The following is a 24,048-nucleotide window of genomic DNA, read 5'->3' as shown; positions in this document are numbered from 1 at the left end:
CATTGTTTTTGGTTAAGTCCTCGACCGATTAGTATTTGTCAGCTCCACGTGTCACCACGCTTCCACCTCAAACCTATCAACCTGATCATCTTTCAGGGGTCTTACTAGCTTGCGCTATGGGAAATCTCATCTCGAGGGGGGCTTCATGCTTAGATGCTTTCAGCACTTATCCCGTCCGCACATAGCTACCCAGCTATGCCTTTGGCAAGACAACTGGTACACCAGCGGTGCGTCCATCCCGGTCCTCTCGTACTAAGGACAGCTCCTCTCAAATTTCCTGCGCCCACGACGGATAGGGACCGAACTGTCTCACGACGTTCTGAACCCAGCTCGCGTACCGCTTTAATGGGCGAACAGCCCAACCCTTGGGACCGACTACAGCCCCAGGATGCGATGAGCCGACATCGAGGTGCCAAACCTCCCCGTCGATGTGGACTCTTGGGGGAGATAAGCCTGTTATCCCCGGGGTAGCTTTTATCCGTTGAGCGATGGCCCTTCCATGCGGAACCACCGGATCACTAAGCCCGACTTTCGTCCCTGCTCGACTTGTAGGTCTCGCAGTCAAGCTCCCTTGTGCCTTTACACTCTACGAATGATTTCCAACCATTCTGAGGGAACCTTTGGGCGCCTCCGTTACTCTTTAGGAGGCGACCGCCCCAGTCAAACTGCCCACCTGACACTGTCTCCCGCCCCGATAAGGGGCGCGGGTTAGAATTTCAATACAGCCAGGGTAGTATCCCACCGATGCCTCCACCGAAGCTGGCGCTCCGGCTTCCTAGGCTCCTACCTATCCTGTACAAGCTGTACCGAAATTCAATATCAGGCTACAGTAAAGCTCCACGGGGTCTTTCCGTCCTGTCGCGGGTAACCTGCATCTTCACAGGTACTATAATTTCACCGAGTCTCTCGTTGAGACAGTGCCCAGATCGTTACGCCTTTCGTGCGGGTCGGAACTTACCCGACAAGGAATTTCGCTACCTTAGGACCGTTATAGTTACGGCCGCCGTTTACTGGGGCTTCAATTCAGAGCTTCGCTTACGCTAACCCCTCCTCTTAACCTTCCAGCACCGGGCAGGCGTCAGCCCCTATACTTCGCCTTGCGGCTTCGCAGAGACCTGTGTTTTTGCTAAACAGTCGCCTGGGCCTATTCACTGCGGCTCATCCGGGCTATTCACCCAAATGAGCACCCCTTCTCCCGAAGTTACGGGGTGATTTTGCCGAGTTCCTTAACGAGAGTTCTCTCGCTCACCTTAGGATTCTCTCCTCGCCTACCTGTGTCGGTTTGCGGTACGGGCACCTGTTACCTCGCTAGAGGCTTTTCTTGGCAGTGTGGATTCAGGAACTTCGGTACTCTATTTCCCTCGCCGTCACAGCTCAGCCTTCACGATAATGGGATTTGCCTCATTATCAGCCTAACTGCTTGGACGCGCTATTCCAGCAGCGCGCTTACCCTATCCTCCTGCGTCCCCCCATTGCTCAAACGGTAATTTGGTGGTACAGGAATATCAACCTGTTGTCCATCGCCTACGCTTTTCAGCCTCGGCTTAGGTCCCGACTAACCCTGAGCGGACGAGCCTTCCTCAGGAAACCTTAGGCATTCGGTGGATGGGATTCTCACCCATCTTTCGCTACTCATACCGGCATTCTCACTTCTAAGCGCTCCACTAGTCCTTACGGTCTAGCTTCAACGCCCTTAGAACGCTCTCCTACCACGGACACCATACGGTGTCCATCCACAGTTTCGGTGATACGTTTAGCCCCGGTACATTTTCGGCGCAGAGTCACTCGACCAGTGAGCTATTACGCACTCTTTAAATGGTGGCTGCTTCTAAGCCAACATCCTGGTTGTCTAAGCAACTCCACATCCTTTTCCACTTAACGTATACTTTGGGACCTTAACTGGTGGTCTGGGCTGTTTCCCTCTTGACTACGGATCTTATCACTCGCAGTCTGACTCCCATGGATAAGTCTTTGGCATTCGGAGTTTGTCTGAATTCGGTAACCCGATGGGGGCCCCTAGTCCAAACAGTGCTCTACCTCCAAGACTCTTACTACATGAGGCTAGCCCTAAAGCTATTTCGGAGAGAACCAGCTATCTCCAAGTTCGATTGGAATTTCTCCGCTACCCACACCTCATCCCCGCACTTTTCAACGTGCGTGGGTTCGGTCCTCCATCCAGTGTTACCTGGACTTCAACCTGGACATGGGTAGGTCACCTGGTTTCGGGTCTACGACCACATACTACATTCGCCCTATTCAGACTCGCTTTCGCTGCGGCTCCGTCTTCTCAACTTAACCTCGCATGTAATCGTAACTCGCCGGTTCATTCTACAAAAGGCACGCCATCACCCGTTAATGGGCTCTGACTACTTGTAGGCACACGGTTTCAGGAACTATTTCACTCCCCTTCCGGGGTGCTTTTCACCTTTCCCTCACGGTACTGGTTCACTATCGGTCACTAGGGAGTATTTAGCCTTGGGAGATGGTCCTCCCTGCTTCCGACGGGATTTCACGTGTCCCGCCGTACTCAGGATCCACTCTGGAGGGAACGAAGTTTCAACTACAGGGCTTTTACCTTCTCTGGCCGGCCTTTCCAGACCTGTTCATTTACCTCATTCCTTTGTAACTCCGTGTAGAGTGTCCTACAACCCCAAGAGGCAAGCCTCTTGGTTTGGGCTAATCCCGTTTCGCTCGCCGCTACTCAGGGAATCGCGTTTGCTTTCTCTTCCTCCGGGTACTTAGATGTTTCAGTTCCCCGGGTCTGCCTTCTCTACCCTATGTATTCAGGTAAAGATACTGTTCCATTACGAACAGCGGGTTCCCCCATTCGGAAATCTCCGGATCAAAGCTTACTTACAGCTCCCCGAAGCATATCGGTGTTAGTCCCGTCCTTCATCGGCTCCTAGTGCCTAGGCATTCACCGTGCGCCCTTTCTAACTTAACCTGTTCGGCTAATGATAAGCGGCGTATCTCTGCGTCACCTGCGCTCGTTCACCTCCTCATGTGCTGATGCACACTCCGGGGTTCACTCACTTGGTTCCTTGATCTACTTGCTTCTCATTACCCTCACAATTCGCAAGAATTGTGATTGGTTTTTACTCTATTAAATAATAGAGAGAAATACTAAAATGGCGATTACTCGGTTTTTCTTCTTCTTTCATTATCTAGTTTTCAAGGAACGAGGCCACTGACTTCAATCACATCGTGAACAAGCTTCTAAGATAAAGCTTCGTGCTACCTTGCGACGAGCTGAAGAATTACTTCCTCGAATATGCTGTGGCGCAGGAGCAAACACTCTTTACATTCACAAATCAATATAAAGTTAAGCAGCAATTTCGTCTTACTTACGTAAGACAATTAAGAGAGATTGTTCTCTCAAAACTGAACGAACAAATGACGTCTTTTTATGAAGTTTCCACTTCATTTTCCTTAGAAAGGAGGTGATCCAGCCGCACCTTCCGATACGGCTACCTTGTTACGACTTCACCCCAATCATCTGTCCCACCTTAGGCGGCTGGCTCCAAAAGGTTACCCCACCGACTTCGGGTGTTACAAACTCTCGTGGTGTGACGGGCGGTGTGTACAAGGCCCGGGAACGTATTCACCGCGGCATGCTGATCCGCGATTACTAGCGATTCCGGCTTCATGCAGGCGAGTTGCAGCCTGCAATCCGAACTGAGAATGGTTTTATGGGATTGGCTTAACCTCGCGGTCTCGCAGCCCTTTGTTCCATCCATTGTAGCACGTGTGTAGCCCAGGTCATAAGGGGCATGATGATTTGACGTCATCCCCACCTTCCTCCGGTTTGTCACCGGCAGTCACCTTAGAGTGCCCAACTGAATGCTGGCAACTAAGATCAAGGGTTGCGCTCGTTGCGGGACTTAACCCAACATCTCACGACACGAGCTGACGACAACCATGCACCACCTGTCACTCTGTCCCCCGAAGGGGAAAGCCCTATCTCTAGGGTTGGCAGAGGATGTCAAGACCTGGTAAGGTTCTTCGCGTTGCTTCGAATTAAACCACATGCTCCACCGCTTGTGCGGGCCCCCGTCAATTCCTTTGAGTTTCAGCCTTGCGGCCGTACTCCCCAGGCGGAGTGCTTAATGCGTTTGCTGCAGCACTAAGGGGCGGAAACCCCCTAACACTTAGCACTCATCGTTTACGGCGTGGACTACCAGGGTATCTAATCCTGTTCGCTCCCCACGCTTTCGCGCCTCAGTGTCAGTTACAGACCAGAAAGTCGCCTTCGCCACTGGTGTTCCTCCACATCTCTACGCATTTCACCGCTACACGTGGAATTCCACTTTCCTCTTCTGCACTCAAGTTCCCCAGTTTCCAATGACCCTCCCCGGTTGAGCCGGGGGCTTTCACATCAGACTTAAGGAACCACCTGCGCGCGCTTTACGCCCAATAATTCCGGACAACGCTTGCCACCTACGTATTACCGCGGCTGCTGGCACGTAGTTAGCCGTGGCTTTCTGGTTAGGTACCGTCAAGGTACCGGCAGTTACTCCGATACTTGTTCTTCCCTAACAACAGAGTTTTACGATCCGAAAACCTTCATCACTCACGCGGCGTTGCTCCGTCAGACTTTCGTCCATTGCGGAAGATTCCCTACTGCTGCCTCCCGTAGGAGTCTGGGCCGTGTCTCAGTCCCAGTGTGGCCGATCACCCTCTCAGGTCGGCTACGCATCGTTGCCTTGGTGAGCCGTTACCTCACCAACTAGCTAATGCGCCGCGGGCCCATCTGTAAGTGATAGCAAAAGCCATCTTTCAGCTTTTCCTCATGTGAGGAAAAGAGTTATCCGGTATTAGCTCCGATTTCCCGAAGTTATCCCCGTCTTACAGGCAGGTTGCCCACGTGTTACTCACCCGTCCGCCGCTAACTTTTGGGAGCAAGCTCCCGCAAGTTCGCTCGACTTGCATGTATTAGGCACGCCGCCAGCGTTCGTCCTGAGCCAGGATCAAACTCTCCAATAAAGAGTTGATTAGCTCATAAATTGTCTTTTCAAAAAAGACTAAAGAATTAACGTTGACGTTTTTGTTCGTTCAGTTTTCAAAGAACAAAGCTACTGCATTTCATAAAAAATAATTTTAATAGTTTTTAATACGTCGCTCAAAAGCAACTTTATTAATATATCATTTAACAATCTTGATGTCAACAACTTTTTTATTTCTTTCACAAAGTCGTTAACCTCTCAATGACTGTTTTACTATAATAACATCATACACCTCACTCGTCAATAAAAAATAGTAGTTTTTAAATCATTTTTTATTAAGCATACAAAAAACGGAGTCCCCATGACTGTAGGACTCCGTTTTCATTAGCTTAAAAACATAAAATATAGGATGAAGATAATAAAGAAGAAGTACATAATCGGATGTATATCTTTCGCCTTTCCTTTTACAATCATTGTAATAGGATAGAAAACAAATCCAACGGCAATGCCTGTCGCAATACTATAAGAAAGAGGCATAAATATCATCGTTAGGAAAGCTGGAACAGCTATTTCAAGTTTTGTCCAATCAATTTTCCCTAGAGAAGAAACCATCAATACACCAACGATAATTAAAGCTGGTGCTGTTACAGCTGGCGTGATGACAGCCAATAATGGGAAGAAGAACATAGATAATAAGAAGAATCCTGCTGTAACTAATGATGCAAATCCAGTTCTAGCACCCGCTGCAACCCCTGCCGTTGATTCTACGAAAGAAGTAACAGTTGATGTTCCTAAAATCGAGCCAGAAATAGTCGCAATAGAATCAGAGATTAACGCTTTCCCTGCACGTGGAAGCTTATTATCCTTCACAAACCCAGCTTGGTTTGCAACTGCTACAAGTGTTCCAGCGTTATCAAAGAAATCTACAAAAAGAAAAGTTAAAATAACACCGAGCATTGTTGCTGTATAAAAGGAGCTATCACCGAAAGAAGAAAATAATGCACCAAATGTTGGTTCAAGACTTGGAACTTTATCTACAATTTTTTCAGGGACATCTATTAATTTAAAAATCATCCCGACAATTGTAGTAATAATCATTCCATAAAACACACCGCCTTTAATTCCTTTTACCATCAATGCGACAGTAACAACAATTCCGAAAATCGCAAGCAATGTATTTCCATTCGTTAAATCACCAAGTCCTACTAGTGTTGCATCATTATTGACAATAATTCCTGCATTTTGAAAACCGATAAATGCGATAAACAAACCAATCCCGGCCCCAACTGCTAATTTTAATTCAATTGGAATGGCATTAATAAGTTTTTCACGCAATCCTGTAAGTGTTAAAAGCAAAAAGAATACCCCAGAAATAAAAACTGCTGCAAGCGCGTGCTGCCAAGGGCTTCCATTAGCAAGCACAACTGTATAGGCAAAAAAAGCATTTAACCCTAATCCTGGTGCAAGGGAAAGCGGATACCTCGCAACAAGTCCCATTATTACTGAGCCAATTACTGCAGATAAAGCTGTCGCAACAAATACAGCACCATAATCCATTCTTAATTCATCAGGAAAATTCGTAACATGCTGAAGAGTTAATGTCATTGGATTGACAGCTAAAATATAAGCCATCGCCAAAAACGTTGTTAAACCGCCTAAAAATTCACGACGATAGTTTGTTCCAAGCTCTTCAAACTGAAAATACTTCTTCATACTTTTCCCCCTAAAGTCTTTTTACTAGTTTTACACCGATAACAATAAAAATACGCTCTGGTTTATAACCGGAGCGTTGACAACAAGTTAAGCGTAAAAGTAAACGAGACATTAAGAAAAGGAAAGTACTAAACTAAGTATACATAAATATAGATGAAATCTATCATCTATATATAACTTATCTAAAGTCCTTTTTCTAAAATAATTAAACTCGCATTCATACACTTACCTCGTAGTCAAGCTATTCACGGTAGCTCGGTAGATACTTTTGGGCCAAATCCCCAAGATTATACGACGTAATACGACATGAACTAATTTCATTTTTAGTTTATCAGCATAATTTGCAGGCGTCAATACAAAAAACGAACATTTTTCCGTTCGTTTTTTGTATTGTTCGTATTTAACTGCTATTCCCACTCAATCGTTGCAGGTGGCTTACTTGTAATATCATAAACAACTCTATTTACATGTGGCACTTCATTAACGATTCTTGTTGAAATCACTTCAAGCACATCCCAAGGAATTCTTGCCCAGTCAGAAGTCATTCCATCGATCGAAGTTACAGCACGAATACCAATCGTATGATCGTACGTTCGGGCATCTCCCATTACACCTACGCTGCGGATATTAGGAAGTACCGTGAAATATTGCCAAATGTCACGATCTAATCCAGCTTTTTTGATTTCCTCACGTAAAATATAATCAGATTCACGCACAATTTCAAGCTTGTCCTTCGTAATTTCTCCTAAAACGCGAATGCCAAGACCTGGTCCTGGGAATGGCTGTCTCCAAACAATTTCATCAGGCATGCCAAGCTCTGTTCCTAGAGCACGAACCTCGTCCTTAAATAAAGTGTTTAAAGGCTCAATTAATGTAAACTGCATATCTTCAGGCAGTCCGCCGACATTATGATGTGACTTAATAGTCGCAGCTGTTGCCGTACCACTTTCAATAATATCCGTATAAAGCGTTCCCTGTGCTAAAAACTCAATTCCTTCAAGTTTTGCTGCTTCATCATCAAATACATATATAAATTCGTTTCCGATAATCTTCCGCTTTTTCTCTGGGTCACTAACTCCTTCAAGCTTTCCTAAGAAACGCTCCTGTGCATCAACTTTAATCACATTCATATGGAAGCCGTCTGCTAATGTTTTCATAACTCCTTCAGCTTCACCTTTACGTAATAACCCATGGTCAACGAAAATACATGTTAACTGGTCTCCAATTGCTTTATGGATAAGCACAGCTACTACAGAAGAATCAACACCGCCGCTCAAAGCACAAATAACTTTTTTATTGCCAACAGTGTGACGAATTTTCTCAACTTCGGCCTCTATGAAGTTTTCCATAGACCAGTCGCCTTTACAGCCACATACACCAAAAACAAAGTTTTTCAAAATATCATTTCCATAAACTGAATGGAGAACTTCTGGATGGAACTGCACACCGTACATGCTTTTCTCTTCATTACTTATCGCAGCAATTGGGCAAGATGGATTCGTACCATCGATAGTAAATCCAGCTGGTGCTTCCACAACTAAGTCCCCGTGACTCATCCAAACAGTTTGCTCGTTAGGAAGATCGGCAAATAGCTTCGACTGCTTCTCGACCTTTAAGACTGCTTTCCCATATTCTCTTTGCTTTGCCTTTTCTACTTTTCCACCGAAATGCATCGTCATTAATTGCATTCCATAGCAAATTCCAAAGATCGGCAAGCCTAGTTCGAAGATTTTCTCGTCACAACGAAATGCATTTTCTTCATACACACTATTTGGGCCACCAGAGAAAATAATTCCCGTTGGATTTAATTCCTTCAATTCCTCAGCTGTAATTGTATGAGGATGTAATTCACTGTAAACCCCAAATTCACGAATTCTTCGTGTAATTAATTGGTTATACTGACTTCCAAAGTCAAGCACAATAATTTTCTCTTGATTTTGCCATTCTGTTTTCCCCGTCACACGGTTCACCTCATTGGATTTAATTTCTACTGAATGAAAATTAACGATATTTTCCTTATTGTTTACCTTTGCAAAAAAAATATTAGAAAAATGAAGCTTTTGTTACATCCTTTCGTCATACGATAATCTCAATAGTAATTTTATTGAAATTACGGAAGTGCATTAGCTTCTGATTTATCCAATAAAAAAACAGAATTCTTCCTCCACAAAAATCATGAAGGCAGAATCCTGGTTCATACAATAACACTAAAGAAACTATTCTGCCTTCATAGTCAAATCATTTACGGTGATCTGGTAGAAACTTTCGAACCATATTATCGAGGATATATGAAGGTTGCATTCAGTTTTTATTTTATAATCTCACTTAACGAACCTATTGTAACAACAGGTTAAATTTCTGGTCAAGCAATAGTTTTTTTAATTAAATTTTCCCACAATTCCTTTGTTTCTTCCCAACTTCCTTGTTCTAGCTCTCCACGATAAATGAGCTCTTCATAGCGTGAAGTCAGCTGGCGCATTTTTTTTGTTCGAAAAAATTGATCGACATAGTCTGCATAATCTCTTAGCGTTTGTCCTTCCTGACGAGGTAAGCCAAAGCGTTCAAGCTCTCTTAGTAAGAGCAAATAAGCTTTTGGAAAGTTTTCATCCTTCTTTGTCCATCTAAATCGCCAAGCTAAGTAATGTGGGAGCCATTTTCCTCGAACTCGATACATAAAGAACAGCATAGCTGCGATGATTAGAACAATTATGACTAGCTTTTTCCACGATTTCACAAAGAACTCTTTTACAGAAGCGATGATTTTTTTAAAAGAAAAGCTAGAGGATGAAGATTTCTCACTCTTACCTTCATCTAGTTCAGGCTTTGTACTGTCGTTATTCTTTTGCTCGACAACAGGGGCTTGAAGGGCATCATCACTTGTCACATCATAATTAAATAGAACATTACTTGTAAATCCTTTTGTCGGTTCGAAAGGAACCCACCCAATACCAGGAAAATATACTTCTACCCAAGAATGGGCATTATTATTGGTAATTTCATAAATACTATTCCCAAAATTACCAAGTCGCTTATATTCTCCCTCAGTATATCCTTTCACCCATCTAGCAGGAATGCCAATTGACCTTGCCATGACAACCATCGAAGTGGAGAAATTATCACAATAACCTCTTTTCGTTTCAAATAAAAATTGCTCAACATAATCATCCTCTGGTTCAGGAACAGCAACATTTGTTTGATCATACATATACCCAGTTTGATTGAAGTATCTTTCGAGCTCTTTTACCTTATCATACACGGTGCCTTTCTCTGCTGTAATTTCTAATGCTAAATCTTGAATTCGTTGCGGCAAACTACCTGGCAGCTGTGTGTATCTTTCCATAAACTGTTGATTGAGACTGTTTTCATCAGAAGTTGCTTCCTTTAGAGCTGTGATACTATACTTTGGTACTTCAAATTGAAGTGCATACTGTTTTAACGAAACAGGATTTCCATTTTCGACTGTACGAATTTTTTCAGTTGCGTCCTCTAATTCAAAAGAAACCGTCGGTGGCACTAATATCTTTTGAATTCCTAACGGATATACAATATGAGGATAATTAAGGAAGGTTGTAATCGTACCTGTTTCCAACTTCTTCTCTATTGCATCTGAATTACTAAATGAAACGATCGGAACCTCATCTTCAAGTTCAAATGATGTTCTCTCTTCCCTTGAAAAGGATGAAATCCACCCTTTACCTGTATAAACATCTTTTGTTTCTACTTTCCAATAGTGGCGCGATTCCACTTCTGCACTAAACACAACTTGATTATCTGGAATAAACGGACCACCAAGACGGGAATCATCCATTCCATATCCAAGCTTCTGAATACCGCCGCTTCCTCCTCTGCCTTCCTTCCCATACGATTTAAGATAAGGTACAGGGTCAGGCCATATTGGCTCAGCCTTTGGGGCAATAAATCCAATCCCAACACTTAAAGCGATCAAAATCATTAACGGAGCCATCCACTTTCGTGATAAACCTGTCTTTACAATCGCTTCCCTATCTAACAATCGATAAAATGTCAGCATTCCCATAACCATAAAACCCAACACGATCGTTCTAATGATCGCAAATCCAGCATCATAAGCCGTAAACGTGTCAAGAACCGTTATATATACTAACGTCATAAAAAAGAAAATGAATAATTGTCTGCGTGCAATCAACCAATATTGAAGTAAATAAGTCATAAGCCATAGAAGCACAAAAAAGAGAAGACTGCGAAAAATATTGCTCAAGCTTTCCCAATCCCGCTCGATTACGAAAGTAAAATTTTCAAGCGTATCAGCTATTAAAGCCTTAAACCAATCAAATTGAAAAAAGGGTTCTTCAAAATATAAATAGCGCAAGGCATAAACAATGAATAAACATTTAATGAAAACTGATAAAATAACCGGAGCTCCTACATATGCTAACAAAAATGAGACGATTATAAACAAAAGGAAAATAAATAAATTCGCAGTATCGGTTAGTTGTTCTACAGGTCTAAGCCATTCCCAAAGCAAAAGAAAGCCAAACACATACAATAGAAATGTCGCAAAATCTCTTTGTACTTTTCGAGCCCTCATTTTGCCACCTCCCCACTAAAAACAGTTGAGAAATGACCATCATGAACTAATAACACTCGCAATCCTCTAGCATTTGCCGCTGATTTTAGCGCAATCTCGCCTTTTGACAGTGATTCTTTTTCATTTTTTACAAGGTAAATCGTAACAGCACTCTTATTTGCAACACTCGAGGCTACTCCATCAATTAGCTGACTAGTAAGCTCTGCTGTTATTAGCATAAGATTTTTACTCTGCAGCACAGATATTCCCTCAACTTTTAAAATCCTCTCTAATGGAACTTGGCTATCATCTTTTACCTTTGCGAGCTGATAAAAGATCATCTGCTGCTGATTCGCTCCTCCCCTAATCGGAATGGCGATTCGTTCTGCAGATGAAGCAAGAAAACCGACTTGGGCACCTTTGCGAATAATTGCCCTAGTGAGAGAGGCTGCAAATGAAACAACCGCTTCAAAGCGGCTATTCGATGTACAATCCATGATAATATACACATCATGGGATTGTCGCTGTTCGAATTCTTTTGTCATTATGTCATTACGCTTTGCTGTTGCTTTCCAATTTATCCAAGAAAAGCGATCGCCGGGCTGGTACTCTCTTATCCCGATCGCCATCGACGTATCCCTTTGAACACGCTCTTTAGATGTAGTCATCCCTTGGTCATATTGACTTTCTAGAGGACGATAAATCATTTCCTCAAAGCTTGGGTAAACAATAATCTTATCTTGAATGGAAATATGTTTCTCTTTTTCTATTAATCCAAGCGGATCCCCCGTTTTTAAGCGAACTGCCTGAAAGAAATGCTCTCCTCTTGGTAGACGAGCAATTTCATATTCGTAAACAACTTCCTTTTGAAAGCCGGGAAATATGAGTGACTTCGCTGTGTTTCTTTGTCTGGAAAAATTCAATTGGCTCCCTACACAATCTTCTATTACTATAAACAATAATGGAAAAGCTGTTTTTCTAGTTAAAATTAACGTAACCTTTAAAGATTCACCCGCATTATACTCGTTCTTCAGAAAAACTCGCTTAACTGAAAAAGAACCTAAAGGATATAAGGCAATGATCAATGCATACAGTGCAAATGGCAAAAAACTATAAAACAAAAACCAACTGACAAATCCACCTTGAAACATTGCATAAGAAAAAGTAATCAATATAAGCAAGAATAGGATAATTAATTTCCATATTCCTAATATTTTGCCAAATAAACGCTTCATTTTATTTCACGAGCCTTTGAAAAGGTACAGGCGTTCTAGCAATTACATGTTCAACCACTTCCTCAGCGGTAATACCTTCAAACTTCGCCTCTGATTTTAAAATGATCCGATGGGCAAAAACGGCTGGCGCTAAATATTGAATATCATCAGGAAGGACATAGTCCCTGCCATACATGAATGCATAGCTCTGAGCCGCTCTCATTAATGCAATGGAGCCCCTTGGACTTGCTCCTAAATAAACACTGTTATGAGTGCGTGTTCGGTTTGCAAGCTGAACAATATAATATTTAATGGTATCATCTACGCGAACCTCTCTAATTTGGGCTTGTAAAGCTCTAAGCTCTTCTAAATTAATGACTGGCTGTAAATCTTCAATCGGACTTGATTTTTGGACGCGATTTAATACTTCCAATTCGTCTGCCATTTCTGGATAGCCCATTTTCATTTTTAATAAAAATCGATCAAGCTGTGCCTCTGGAAGAGGATAGGTTCCTTCATATTCGATCGGGTTCTGAGTCGCCATAACAAAAAAAGGTTTTTCAAGCTTATGTGTAACCCCGTCAATCGTAACACTGCTTTCTTCCATTCCTTCAAGCAAAGCAGATTGGGTTTTTGGCGAAGTTCGATTAATTTCATCTGCCAAAATAATATTTCCCATTATTGGACCAGGCCTAAATTGAAATTCCATTTCCTTCGGATTATATATGGAAACACCGGTAACATCAGATGGCAGCAAATCTGGTGTAAACTGAATTCTTCGGAAATTTGCCCCGACAGATTTAGCGAGAGCCCGGACCATCATTGTTTTTCCAACACCTGGTACATCCTCCAAAAGGACATGCCCTTCAGAAAGCAAGGCAATTACACTTAATTCAGCTACTTTCCGTTTTCCTATCATTACTTTCTCAATATTATTCAAAACTTTTTCAATTAAAGGGTGCATTTGCTCATAGATCATAAAGAACCTCCTGTTATCTATTAAACATTCAATAATGAATATGATCATTCATCTTATTTTTCCAAACTTCACATATTATTCTATTCGATAGATTATTGAGAAATCCTGTAAAAAACAAAGCCTTTTCGTAAAAATAAAACGAATTTCGACTCATTCCCCCATTATAATATAGCCTACAATAATTCCACTATTATCATGGTGTAAAATTCAATACGGGCATTAAGTTATTGTAATTGCCATAATTTTTAGTATGATAAAATACAGGTAATATAGACTAGCAATAAAGTGAAACTGTCATTAGAGGGAGTTTTTCGAATGGGTAAAGCTGCCGAAATAAAAACAGTTGGTTTGCTGTTAATAGGCTTTTTTGTATTAATATTCGCACATCGATTTCAAGATTTTATTTACTCATTTTATAACCCTGAAAACTTCCTCTCCCTCCACATTTTGCTGGAGTTATTTAGTGTGGCGGTTGCTTTCTCCATTATCGTTCAAGGTTGGATTATTTTCCCCCATAGTTTATCACTTCATCGTTTATTTGTATCTTCCATTTTTTTAGCTGTTTGTCTTTTAGATGTATTTCACATTCTTACATATGATGGAATGCCATTTTTTCTTGTCGAAAGCTCTATTCAGACTGCGACTTGGTTTTGGATTATGGCTAGATTAACAGTAGCTTTAGGATTATTCATTATTCTCGTAGTAAAGGATCGAAGCATTAGGGAAAAAACGCGAGGTCTTTTCTTTTCAATTTCACTTATTTTTGCAGCAGTTGTATGCATCATTATTCTAGCTTTTCCTTCCTCCCTTCCGCCTTTAATCATGGAGGGAATTGGTTTAACTTCTTTGAAAGTAACGATAGAGTATATCATTAGTATTTTATTATTTATCTCCTTGCTAATCGTATTTCACCGCTATCAAAACAATAAAAATTCATCCTACTTAGCATTAATAGCCGCTTTTGGATTTGGATTAATCGCTGAATTTATTTTCACCATCTACAGTGGGGTCTATGATTTTGAGAATTTATTAGGCCATATTTTTAAAGTCATTAGCTACTTTTTTTTGCTAAAAGGAATTTACTCAAAAACGATTGAGGAACCTTATTTAAAACAGAAGGAAACCCAAAAAGCTCTTAGGAAAGCACAGGAAAAAAATCAGTATATAGCCTATCATGACGAGCTTACTGGTTTACTGAATCGAAATTATTTTAAGGATCGATTAATCGAAAGTTTTTATAAGCCTCGTAGCGCTAAGCAGCTAGCCATCTTATTAATCAATATTAACCGCTTTAAAAACATTAATGATTCGCTCGGAAACGATGTTGGGGATTTATTTCTACAAACTGTTGCAAATAGACTAGTAGAGTTTACAAAGTCAGATAATAAGATAGTTGCTAGACTAGCAAGTGATGAATTTGCCATTTTATTAGAGGATTATTCAGATAATAATTCCGTTGATGACTTGGCGAAAGCTATTATTAAGCAACTACAAGAGCCAATGAAATCAAAAGGGTTTACCTTTTATATTGATGTTACCATCGGCATTTCAACCTATACGAAAGATGTTGCGAATGAAGAGCAACTATTACAGCAAGCTTACATCGCGTTACATGAAGCAAAAAAATTCGCTCAGCCATTAAAAAGCTATCATCCAAATATGAATGTGGCAAGATTAGAAAATATTCTTCTTGAAAACGAATTACATCACGCCATTGAGCGAAATGAATTAACTTTACATTACCAGCCACAATTAAATATTAAAACGGGGAAAGTAGTAGGTGTTGAAGCATTAATTCGCTGGGTTCATCCTCAAAAAGGATTGATTCAACCAGGGGATTTTATCCCTTTAGCAGAAGAATCCGGTCTTATTGTTCCAATTGGTAAATGGGTACTCAATGAAGCCTGTAGGCAGCTAAAGGAGTGGCATAATAATCAGCTTAGTCATTTACGAATTTCGGTCAATTTATCATTAAGACAATTTTTTCAGGATGATTTAGTTGATACAATTGCACAGGCATTGAAAAAAACAAAGCTTGAACCGCATTTTTTAGTGCTAGAAATAACAGAAAGCTTAGCCATGAATGTTGAGCGTGCCATTCCAATGCTAAATTCCTTAAAGGAGCTTGGTCTGCAAATTGCCATTGATGATTTTGGTACGGGATATAGTTCATTTAATTACTTACACCAACTGCCCATTGACCAGCTAAAAATTGACCAATCCTTTATTCGGGATTTATTAAAGGATAGGAATAATGAAGCAATTGTCGAAACAATCATTACGCTTGGACATCATTTAAAGCTTGATTTAACAGCCGAAGGGGTTGAAACATTGGAACAGCTTCATTTTTTAGAGCGCCATCACTGCCATGGCATTCAGGGCTACTTAATTAGTAAACCATTACCAGCAGACAAGATTGAAAAACTTTTACATAATGAAACAGCGTTAATTAAGAGCAATACTCCTTCGAATTAGAGTTGAACTTTTGCAGAAACTTTTTCCTCATTTTGAAAACAGGAAAATTTTGCATACTTCAGTTAGATTTTGCCTAACCTAAGCCATCAAGCTTTATTATATGATGGGGGTTTTCAAAAATGATCAGTATGTTAGGGATTGCAGCAGTGATTTTTTATTTTACGATTTATTCATTTTTCGGCTGGTTGCTAGAAAACAGTTATAGCTTTGTAACAACGAGGAAATTTTTTAAAGATGGCTTTTTATGGGGCCCTGTTAAGCCAATGTATGGGTTTGCTCCAGTTATGTTAGTTTATTTGATTACACCTGAAACAAATTGGCTCTTCATATTACTTTTATGTTTATTCATTCCTACTGTCGTTGAGTATGTAAGTGGCTTTCTGCTGCAAACCTTTTTTCATCGTCAATGGTGGGATTATTCAAAGCTGCCCTTACAGTTTCATGGGCATATATGTGTATCCTTTTCAATTTGCTGGATTTTTTTAGCCGTCATTTGTCTGAAATGGATTCATCCAGTCATTGCGTCTATGTATGGACAAATAGCTTCATACTGGATTTGGCTGTCGCCATTTGTTGTTCTTTATTTCATTGTGGAATTGATTTTCGCCATTCGTAAGCATTTGCCACAACGTGCAGCTCTTGCGAAACAGTCAAATACGATTGACTGAACATTTACTAACTGGATATTTTATCCTCGTAATAATTGACATTGCCCCAAAATCCCTCTTATATTGAAATTGTAACCAATGTCAAAAGAAGTCAAATTTTGTCGAGGGAGGATATATTTATATGAAGTTAAGTGCCCGTAATCAACTAGCTGGAAAAATTACTGAAATTGAAAAAGGAGCTGTAAATGCGAAGGTCACTGTTCAATTAGGTGAACAAACCATTACTTCTATCATTACAATAACGGCTGTCGAAGATCTAGCATTGGAAGTTGGCTCACATGTAAAAGCAATCGTTAAATCTAGTTCTACGATGCTAATGGTTGGGGATGCAAAAATAAGTGCTCGAAATCAATTAACAGGAAAAGTTACTGCCATTGAAAAAGGGGCTGTCAACACCCAAGTGACTGTTGATATTGATGGGCAAGCAGTGACTTCTGTCGTTACAATATCTGCTGTCGAGGATTTAAATTTGACTGTTGGCTCTGATGTGAAAGTGATTATTAAATCAAGCTCAGTCATGTTAGTTGCCTAAGTTTTATATAATCAATAAAAGAAGGGCTGTCACTCAAGTCGACGATTTCGACATTATGAGAGCCCTTCTTTTATTTTAGTTTGGCAACTGTTACTCGCCAACGACCTTGGCATCCTTCAGCATATCTTCCGTTAATGTAATGCCTTCTTGTTCCGCCGCTTTCTTATTAATGAACAGCTCTAAGTTTTCAGGAAAACCAACTGGGATTTCACTTGGTTTTTTGCCATTCAAAATGTCGACTGCCATTTTTCCTGTTGTATATCCGAGATCATGATATTCAAATCCGTATGAAGCAAATGTTCCACGTTTTACTGAATCACCTTCTCCGGCAAACGTGGGAATTTTCTTTTCATTCGCAACTGTGATCACTGATTCTAGAGCGGATACGACCATGTTATCTTTCGGAATATAGAATACATCCACTCTTCCAACTAGTGATTCAGCAGCTTGTTTTACTTCAGAGCTAGCCGTTACGGTTGTTTCAACCGCTTCTAGCCCATTCGCCTCAATCGCTTCTTTTGCTTTTTGAACGTTTACAACAGAGTTAGGCTCCCCAGAATTATAAATGATTCCGACCTTTTTAGCATCAGGAATGAAATCTTTTATCGCGCCAATTGTCTTTTTAATCGCTTCAGGATGTGTATCTGATGTACCTGTTACATTGCCACCAGGTTCCTCAAGACTTTTGACAAGACTGGCCCCAACAGGATCAGTAATGGCAGTAAATAAAACGGGAATGTCTTTTGTTGATTGAGCAACTGCTTGTGCACTTGATGTTGCGATAGCAAGAATTAAATCAACCTTATCTGAAACAAAGTTTTGGGCAATTGTTAAATTATTATTCACATCACCTTGGGCATTTTGATAAGTAATTTTTAAGTTTTTTCCTTCCTCATAGCCTGCATCTTTAAGTGCCTCGATAAAGCCTTCACGCGCTCCATCTAAAGAAGGATGCTCCACAAGCTGAATGATTCCGATATTTATTGTTTTCGATTCGTCCTTGTTGCTATTATCGCTAGCATTGCTTGTTTCTTTTGTCCCCGATCCACATGCAGCAAGCATTAACAATGCTACACAAAGGATGACTGACATAAACTTCTTCATTAACCTCTTCTCCCTTTTCTCTCTAAAATTTTCTATGTTTTCAATTATTTATAATATTTCGATAGTAACATAACTGTAATAGAGGATACAATTATTATTTTTAATGAATTAAAGCGTCTAAGCAATAATGTCACATTTTCTTCAATTTTACGAAAAAATGGAGAATTCCAGCCACTCTCCATTGTACTGTCCTCCCCATAATGACAAAACCATCACACTGTCCACGAACGGTGCCTGGCACCGTAAAGGCACCATAAAAAAACCATCCTGAAAATCAGAATGGTTTTTTTGAACAGAATCTTACTATTTAATTCATCTTGGCAAAATGCTTTAAATATTTTCTTGTTTCAATCCGTCTATTATGTTTTCTTTTTTAATCTTTTTAATTGAATACAGCATCGCTAAGCTGACGATGATAAAAATTGCCGCAATGACATAAAGGATGCTCAGCCAAGGAAGTGCAAATCCATATTCAAAGCTGTTTCGCAGTGAAAAGTAAATAAAATACATGGTTACGATACTAATTGGCAGTCCGTATAACAAAGCCTTTATTCCGTAAAAAGCACTTTCGTAATTAATCATTTTATTGAAGCCCTTTGGTGTCATGCCAACCGATCTTAACATGGCAAATTCACGCTTACGCAAAGAAATACTTGTGGAGATCGTGTTGAATATATTCGCAATGGATATTAATGAAATCAAGACAATAAATCCGTACGTAAATACTGACATAAGCATAATTGTCTGTTCATCTTGTTCTCTCATTTGGTATACGTTAAACACACTTACCTTTGCATCCTTCACTTCTTCAATGGCCTTTTGCGTTGCCATTGGATCAGAACTATTCAAGTACAAATATGCTCCAACCCCATAATCCATCTCTTCATTAACTAATTGATCCAGAGTATTTTTAGAGACAATGATATTGATTCCGCCGATTTCAGCAGGGCGAACCCCCATTGGAAATTGATCCGTTATTGTGTCAATCTCCACTTCATTTAAATACTTTTGATTTCCGATTTCATCATACGTATCATATAATTCAATTTTTTCTCCAGGTTTCATATGGACTGATTTTGTTTCAACAACTTTGCCTATATTTTTATCTTCATAGGTAAGCTTATTAATGATGATGGCAGATAAGCTATTTGGGTTTTGAAGCTTTTGAAGATTTGCCCCTACCTCTTTTGCGTATGATTTAAAGTTTTCTTCATCCAATGCATACACATTTACAATGTAGTTATATTTTCCATCCTGAAGGAGCTGCTTATCTATATTCACTTGTTCTTTCAGTATGTCGGGAAGAGCTTCCTTGTTAATCCATGAATAAAAGTGTATTTGCTCGATCATACTTGATTTCGTCACATATTCAAGGTTCTTTAGCGGCTCTAGCTCTGCTGTATTTCCACTAAAATTAGATACTTGTATATCAAAGTTAAACCCATCTTGTGTTAATTCGATTGATTTTTTTAAATTTCCTGTAAAAAACGACACAGATAAGAAGAGGATTATGCTAATGACAAGTGAAAAGACAGTAGCCTTATATCTTCTTTTATTTCTTTTCAAGTTTTTCAGACCGATATCTGCTTCCATCCCGAATATTTTCCGGATGAGCTTTGATGTTTTTACTATTTTTCCAGACAATTTAACATCTTGTGTTTGCCGAATGGCATCGATGGCCGAGATTTTGGAAGCCTTTCGTGCTGGACTGTACACGGAAATAAATATCGTAATGATCGAGACGGCACATGCTGCTATGAGTGATATTGGTGTAATAACAACTTCAAGCTTCTCTGACACATTTAGCGCACCTGAAATAATGGAATTAATAAACATAAATGTAATGGCAATTCCTGCAAGACCAGCGATAATACCGATCGGGATACTAACCGCACCAATCACGGCACCTTCAAAAAATACCGAATTTTGCTTTTGTTTTTTCGTGGCTCCTACACTAGAAAGCATCCCTAAATGTCTGGATCGTTCAGAGACGCTAATCGAAAAGGCGTTATAAATTAAAGATACAGACCCGATAATAATGACTAACATAATAATGGCTGTTAAGGAGAAGAGCGTCGATTTAAAATTATCATTATTCGTTAATCCATAGTAACGAAGTAATTCACTATTATAAAAGACTTTTTCAATATTATTTTTCTGAGCAAGTTTTTCTGCGTGCTTATAAAGAGAATAATTCACTTTATTTAGAACAACAATTGCATCGACCGTATCCGTTTCTTTCAGCAAGCTTTGATCAACATAAGTAATAACTGTATACCCAGGCGACCAAGCGGGCTCCCAATTTGGTCGCTTAATTGTCCCTACAACTGTAAACGTTTCTGACCGATTAGTTGACAGTATTTCACTCACATCTTCCTCAGACATTTGCAGTGGATCATTTTGTGATAGTGGGGTTTCTTCTCCCTCAGCATGTCTGTCACCGATATCAACTGTTATTTGATCACCAATTTTGTAGTTTACTTTCGCATTAGCTGCAATCTCTTCGGAAATAATAATCTCGTTTTCAGCTTGTGGAAGACGTCCTTTACTTAATTCAATCGGAAATTCATTCAATCCTACCTCATTAAAACTTTGTATAAACAAATACGGCTTACTTTTAATTTGTGAACCTTGTAGTGTTGCATAGCCAAGCTCATCTGAAATGATGAGTCTTTTCGTTGCTTCATCCTTTTCAATTTCTGTAAGCTGATCATCGTTAACATTCGTATATTGAACATGCCACTCACCATTCTCGGCAATTGTTTGTCTTTTCATTAAATCCATAAAAGATACACCGAGTGTGGCAACCGCTGTGATCATGGCGACTGAAATAATAACGCCAACAATGGTTACAAGTGTCCTTCTTTTATTTTCCTTTAAATGACGTAATGTCAGTCTGTTAATAATATTCATGGACGAATCACCTCATCCTTGGCAATCCTTCCATCTTCCATTGAAATGACGCGATCCGCCTGCATAGCAATCCGTTCGTCATGGGTAATAACAATAAGTGTTTGATTGTATGTTTTGTTGAACATTTTCAGCAATTCCATAATCTCGCCGCTATTCTTGCTATCTAAATTTCCTGTCGGTTCATCAGCCAACATGATTGCTGGATTGCTAATTAAAGCTCTGCCAATCGAAACCCGCTGCTGTTGACCGCCAGAAAGCTGATTCGGTAAATGAGATAACCGATTACTTAATCCTAGAATGGAAACGATATCTTGAAATTGCTTTTGTTCGACCTTATGACCATCCAGCAGCACAGGTAATGTAATATTCTCTTCAACCGTTAGAATCGGAATAAGGTTATAAAACTGATAAATTAAACCAATTTGTCTTCTTCTAAAAATAGCAAGCTGTGTTTCATTGAGCTGATAAATATCAGTATTATCAACAAGAACTTTCCCGCTCGTCGGCCGATCAACGCCACCTAATAAATGCAATAAAGTCGATTTCCCTGAACCAGAAGGCCCGATAATGACACAGAATTCTCCTTTTTTAACGGAGAAAGAAACATTATCAAGCGCCTTCACTGCCGTTTCTCCCTTACCATAAACTTTAGACAGATTTTCTATTTGTAAAATATTCATTGTTATACCTCCATAGCATTCATGTTGGTTTTTAGTATATCTGCCTAAAATGACTATTAAGTGACTTTAAAGTGACAGTTTAGTCATAAAGTGAAACTTCAATCAGTGGGGGTTTTCCGACGCACAGGATGTGCTAGTGCAGGCATTGCGACAGGACGTCGCGCATTTAGTCTGCCTTCATCCCCTACTGATTGTTAGTTGAACCAATCGGACCTTTACTGGCAGTAGATCTCCCACCTAAGCTGCTTTGTTCCTCGCATCTATGAAGTGGGAGTCTTACTGCCAGTTAAGAGTGGGATAAAGCTATCATTGAAATTTTCACTATCAATCCAGTATGAAAATGTCGTCGGCTTTATTTCTCTACGCTTGGCGACTACTTCGTTCACGTCGAGGCTTGTTCAATAAAACCAACGACAATTTTGTTTTTCATATAAAGATAAATGGAAATTGAAGAAAGCAAAGTCTAGATGATTTGTTTGTAAAATTTTATCGTAAACTGTGTACCCTTTCCTAATTCGCTCACCACTTCAATATCACCATGTTGATTTTTTATAATACTATACGCCATTGCTAGACCGATTCCGACACTGTCTTCATCTGCATTTTTCCCTTTATAAAACCGCTTAAAAATATAGGGGAGATCTTCCTTCGGAATGCCTTTTCCGTTATCTCTAATTATTATTTCAGTAAATAAAGCATTTTCATGAAAAGAAATTGTAATCTCTCCACCATTTCCAGTATGCTCCACACTATTTTTTAGGAGATTAATCATTGCTTCAGTCGTCCAATTAAGATCACCAACAAATGCAGCATGATGGTCTCCACTCACTTTAAGTGTTTGCTCATTAATATCCATTGGAATTAACATCGGCTCTACAGTCTTCTCAATCAATTTATGAACGGGAATCTTGTCCTTCTTAAAGACTACAGTTCCTGCATCAATTTTCGATAGTTTTAATAGTGAGGAAACAAGCCATTCCATTCTTTCTAATTGCACACCTACATTATGGGTAAACTCTGCTCGCTTTGTCGGATTAAGCTTCGGGTCAGATAATAAATCAGTCATCACCATCATTGAGGTAAGTGGTGTTTTGAGCTGATGTGAAATGTCAGAAATCGCATCGGTTAATCTTATTTTTTCTTGCTGCAATAAATTGCTCTTCTCTGAAAGCATGATAGTTACTTTATAAATATTACTTTTTAAAATACTTAGCTCGCCTTCATAATTATCACGAACATCAAGCATATAGTCTCCGCTACTAATACGGCGCAAATAGCCAGAAAGCTTTGCCATCTCTTGATAACGCCATCTTGTAAATATTAACGTGCAGCTAATAAACACAATCAAAGTGATAAAAACGAACAAAGCCGCTTGTGATGATAGGAGAATATTTGCTAAGCCAGTAGCGACTAAACAAATGATTCCTAGAATCAAGACAAGCAATTGAATTTCACGATTGCGCAGCATACTTAGTCACCAACCTTATAACCCATACCGCGTACTGTTTTTATAATTGTCGGCTGCTGTGGATTTTCCTCTAACTTTTCCCGTAATCGTTTGATGTAAACAGTGAGCGTATTGTCATTGACAAAGTCTCCGGCTACATCCCAAATCCGCTCGAGCAGCTGATTTCGCGTTAAAACTTGTCCGATATGATTAGCAAAAATTAATAATAGCCGATATTCCAATGCGGTTACGAGCACTTCCTCCCCATTTTTATAAACTTTGCCTTCCAATGGATTAATACGAATATTTTCAATTTCAATCATTGTTTTCGTTTGTGTGTGCGATTGCTTATGGTAGCGACGTAATACAGACTTAATTCGTGAAAACAGCTCCCGAATTCGGAACGGTTTCGTAATATAATCATCTGCTCCCATATCAAGGCCCATTACAACATTGACTTCATCATCTAAAGCAGTAAGAAAAATAACCGGCTTATCACTTTGCTGTTTAACTAATCGACATAAATCATAACCACTGCCATCAGGCAAGGACAAGTCAAATAAACATAAATCAATGACGCCTAATTGCTCAGAAATAACCTTTTTTGCCGATTCTGCATTGAAACAAATAATTGTCTCAAAACCGTCCTGCTGTAAGGAATATTCCAATCCAGAGGCAATCGTTTTATCATCTTCTACTAATAAAATTTTCATCAAAAACACCCTAACATCTTTTTTTCATGAACATTTGCTTCCATCATATTTGAATTGAATCCTATTCGTCAAAGTTATAAGAAAGTGGATTCATTCAGGTGCAAACACAAAAAATGTTTTG

At 39.8% G+C, this 24,048-nt stretch carries 14 protein-coding genes, 2 rRNA genes and 2 riboswitches; of the genes, 3 read left to right on the top strand and 13 right to left on the bottom strand.

The genetic code is table 11. The annotated features are described in order from the left end of the window. Positions 1 to 8: 8 nt before the first annotated feature. The 7 genes from KDN24_RS04680 to KDN24_RS04650 all read right to left on the bottom strand — a co-directional run bounded on the left by KDN24_RS04680 (position 9) and on the right by KDN24_RS04650 (position 13,395). Positions 9 to 2,944, bottom strand: a 23S ribosomal RNA gene (locus tag KDN24_RS04680). A 489-nt stretch (positions 2,945 to 3,433) separates the two neighbouring features. Continuing rightward, a 16S ribosomal RNA gene (locus KDN24_RS04675) occupies positions 3,434 to 4,983 on the bottom strand. The 16S and 23S rRNA genes sit together here, the layout of an rRNA operon. A 344-nt stretch (positions 4,984 to 5,327) precedes the next feature. Continuing rightward, positions 5,328 to 6,656, bottom strand: coding sequence for an NCS2 family permease (locus KDN24_RS04670; RefSeq protein ID WP_409970952.1), 1,329 nt, complete (start codon positions 6,654 to 6,656; stop codon positions 5,328 to 5,330). Positions 6,657 to 6,869: 213 nt separating this feature from the next. Next, a riboswitch (purine riboswitch) is annotated at positions 6,870 to 6,971 on the bottom strand. Positions 6,972 to 7,063: 92 nt separating this feature from the next. Further along, positions 7,064 to 8,617 carry a glutamine-hydrolyzing GMP synthase gene (gene guaA / locus KDN24_RS04665; RefSeq protein ID WP_409970951.1) on the bottom strand — a complete coding sequence of 518 codons (1,554 nt, stop codon included), beginning with the start codon at positions 8,615 to 8,617 and terminating at the stop codon, positions 7,064 to 7,066. Between the two features lie 249 nt (positions 8,618 to 8,866). Next, positions 8,867 to 8,968, bottom strand: a riboswitch (purine riboswitch). A 50-nt stretch (positions 8,969 to 9,018) separates the two neighbouring features. Then, positions 9,019 to 11,223 carry a DUF4129 domain-containing transglutaminase family protein gene (locus KDN24_RS04660; RefSeq protein ID WP_409970950.1) on the bottom strand — a complete coding sequence of 735 codons (2,205 nt, stop codon included), beginning with the start codon at positions 11,221 to 11,223 and terminating at the stop codon, positions 9,019 to 9,021. After that, positions 11,220 to 12,437 carry a DUF58 domain-containing protein gene (locus KDN24_RS04655; protein ID WP_409970949.1) on the bottom strand — a complete coding sequence of 406 codons (1,218 nt, stop codon included), beginning with the start codon at positions 12,435 to 12,437 and terminating at the stop codon, positions 11,220 to 11,222. The genes KDN24_RS04660 and KDN24_RS04655 overlap by 4 nt, the downstream gene beginning before the upstream one ends. A gap of 1 nt (position 12,438) precedes the next feature. Next, complete coding sequence (locus KDN24_RS04650; protein ID WP_409970948.1) at positions 12,439 to 13,395, bottom strand: AAA family ATPase; 957 nt, start codon at positions 13,393 to 13,395, stop codon at positions 12,439 to 12,441. A gap of 315 nt (positions 13,396 to 13,710) precedes the next feature. Between KDN24_RS04650 and KDN24_RS04645 the strand changes: the two genes are divergently transcribed. From KDN24_RS04645 to KDN24_RS04635, 3 genes are all read left to right on the top strand, one after another. Further along, positions 13,711 to 15,870, top strand: a complete 2,160-nt coding sequence (locus KDN24_RS04645) for a putative bifunctional diguanylate cyclase/phosphodiesterase (RefSeq protein WP_409970947.1) — start codon at positions 13,711 to 13,713, stop codon at positions 15,868 to 15,870. 119 nt (positions 15,871 to 15,989) lie between these two features. Next, entirely contained in the window at positions 15,990 to 16,538 is a 549-nt protein-coding gene (locus KDN24_RS04640) for a putative ABC transporter permease (protein WP_409970946.1), read from the top strand. 121 nt (positions 16,539 to 16,659) lie between these two features. Continuing rightward, complete coding sequence (locus KDN24_RS04635; RefSeq protein ID WP_409970945.1) at positions 16,660 to 17,070, top strand: TOBE domain-containing protein; 411 nt, start codon at positions 16,660 to 16,662, stop codon at positions 17,068 to 17,070. 90 nt (positions 17,071 to 17,160) lie between these two features. Here the strand turns inward: KDN24_RS04635 and KDN24_RS04630 are convergent, their stop codons facing one another. The 6 genes from KDN24_RS04630 to KDN24_RS04605 all read right to left on the bottom strand — a co-directional run bounded on the left by KDN24_RS04630 (position 17,161) and on the right by KDN24_RS04605 (position 23,927). Next, the gene (locus KDN24_RS04630; RefSeq protein ID WP_409970944.1) at positions 17,161 to 18,174 is read right to left on the bottom strand and encodes an ABC transporter substrate-binding protein; all 1,014 of its coding nucleotides are present in this window, start codon (positions 18,172 to 18,174) and stop codon (positions 17,161 to 17,163) included. A 44-nt stretch (positions 18,175 to 18,218) separates the two neighbouring features. Then, on the bottom strand, positions 18,219 to 18,356 hold the full coding sequence (locus KDN24_RS04625; RefSeq protein WP_409970943.1) for a hypothetical protein: 138 nt from the start codon (positions 18,354 to 18,356) through the stop codon (positions 18,219 to 18,221). 148 nt (positions 18,357 to 18,504) lie between these two features. Further along, positions 18,505 to 21,087 carry an ABC transporter permease gene (locus KDN24_RS04620; protein WP_409970942.1) on the bottom strand — a complete coding sequence of 861 codons (2,583 nt, stop codon included), beginning with the start codon at positions 21,085 to 21,087 and terminating at the stop codon, positions 18,505 to 18,507. After that, complete coding sequence (locus tag KDN24_RS04615; RefSeq protein ID WP_409970941.1) at positions 21,084 to 21,767, bottom strand: ABC transporter ATP-binding protein; 684 nt, start codon at positions 21,765 to 21,767, stop codon at positions 21,084 to 21,086. Before KDN24_RS04615 ends, KDN24_RS04620 begins: the two co-directional genes overlap by 4 nt. Positions 21,768 to 22,230: 463 nt before the next feature. Beyond that, a complete protein-coding gene (locus KDN24_RS04610; RefSeq protein ID WP_409970940.1) occupies positions 22,231 to 23,235 on the bottom strand; it encodes a sensor histidine kinase in 1,005 nt (334 codons plus the stop codon). 2 nt (positions 23,236 to 23,237) lie between these two features. Next, entirely contained in the window at positions 23,238 to 23,927 is a 690-nt protein-coding gene (locus tag KDN24_RS04605) for a response regulator transcription factor (protein WP_409970939.1), read from the bottom strand. Between the last annotated feature and the right edge of the window lie 121 nt (positions 23,928 to 24,048).

This window comes from Cytobacillus sp. Bva_UNVM-123 (assembly GCF_046351715.2).
Classification (GTDB): domain Bacteria; phylum Bacillota; class Bacilli; order Bacillales; family Cytobacillaceae; genus Cytobacillus.
This window is presented reverse-complemented; position numbering and strand designations above follow the sequence as displayed.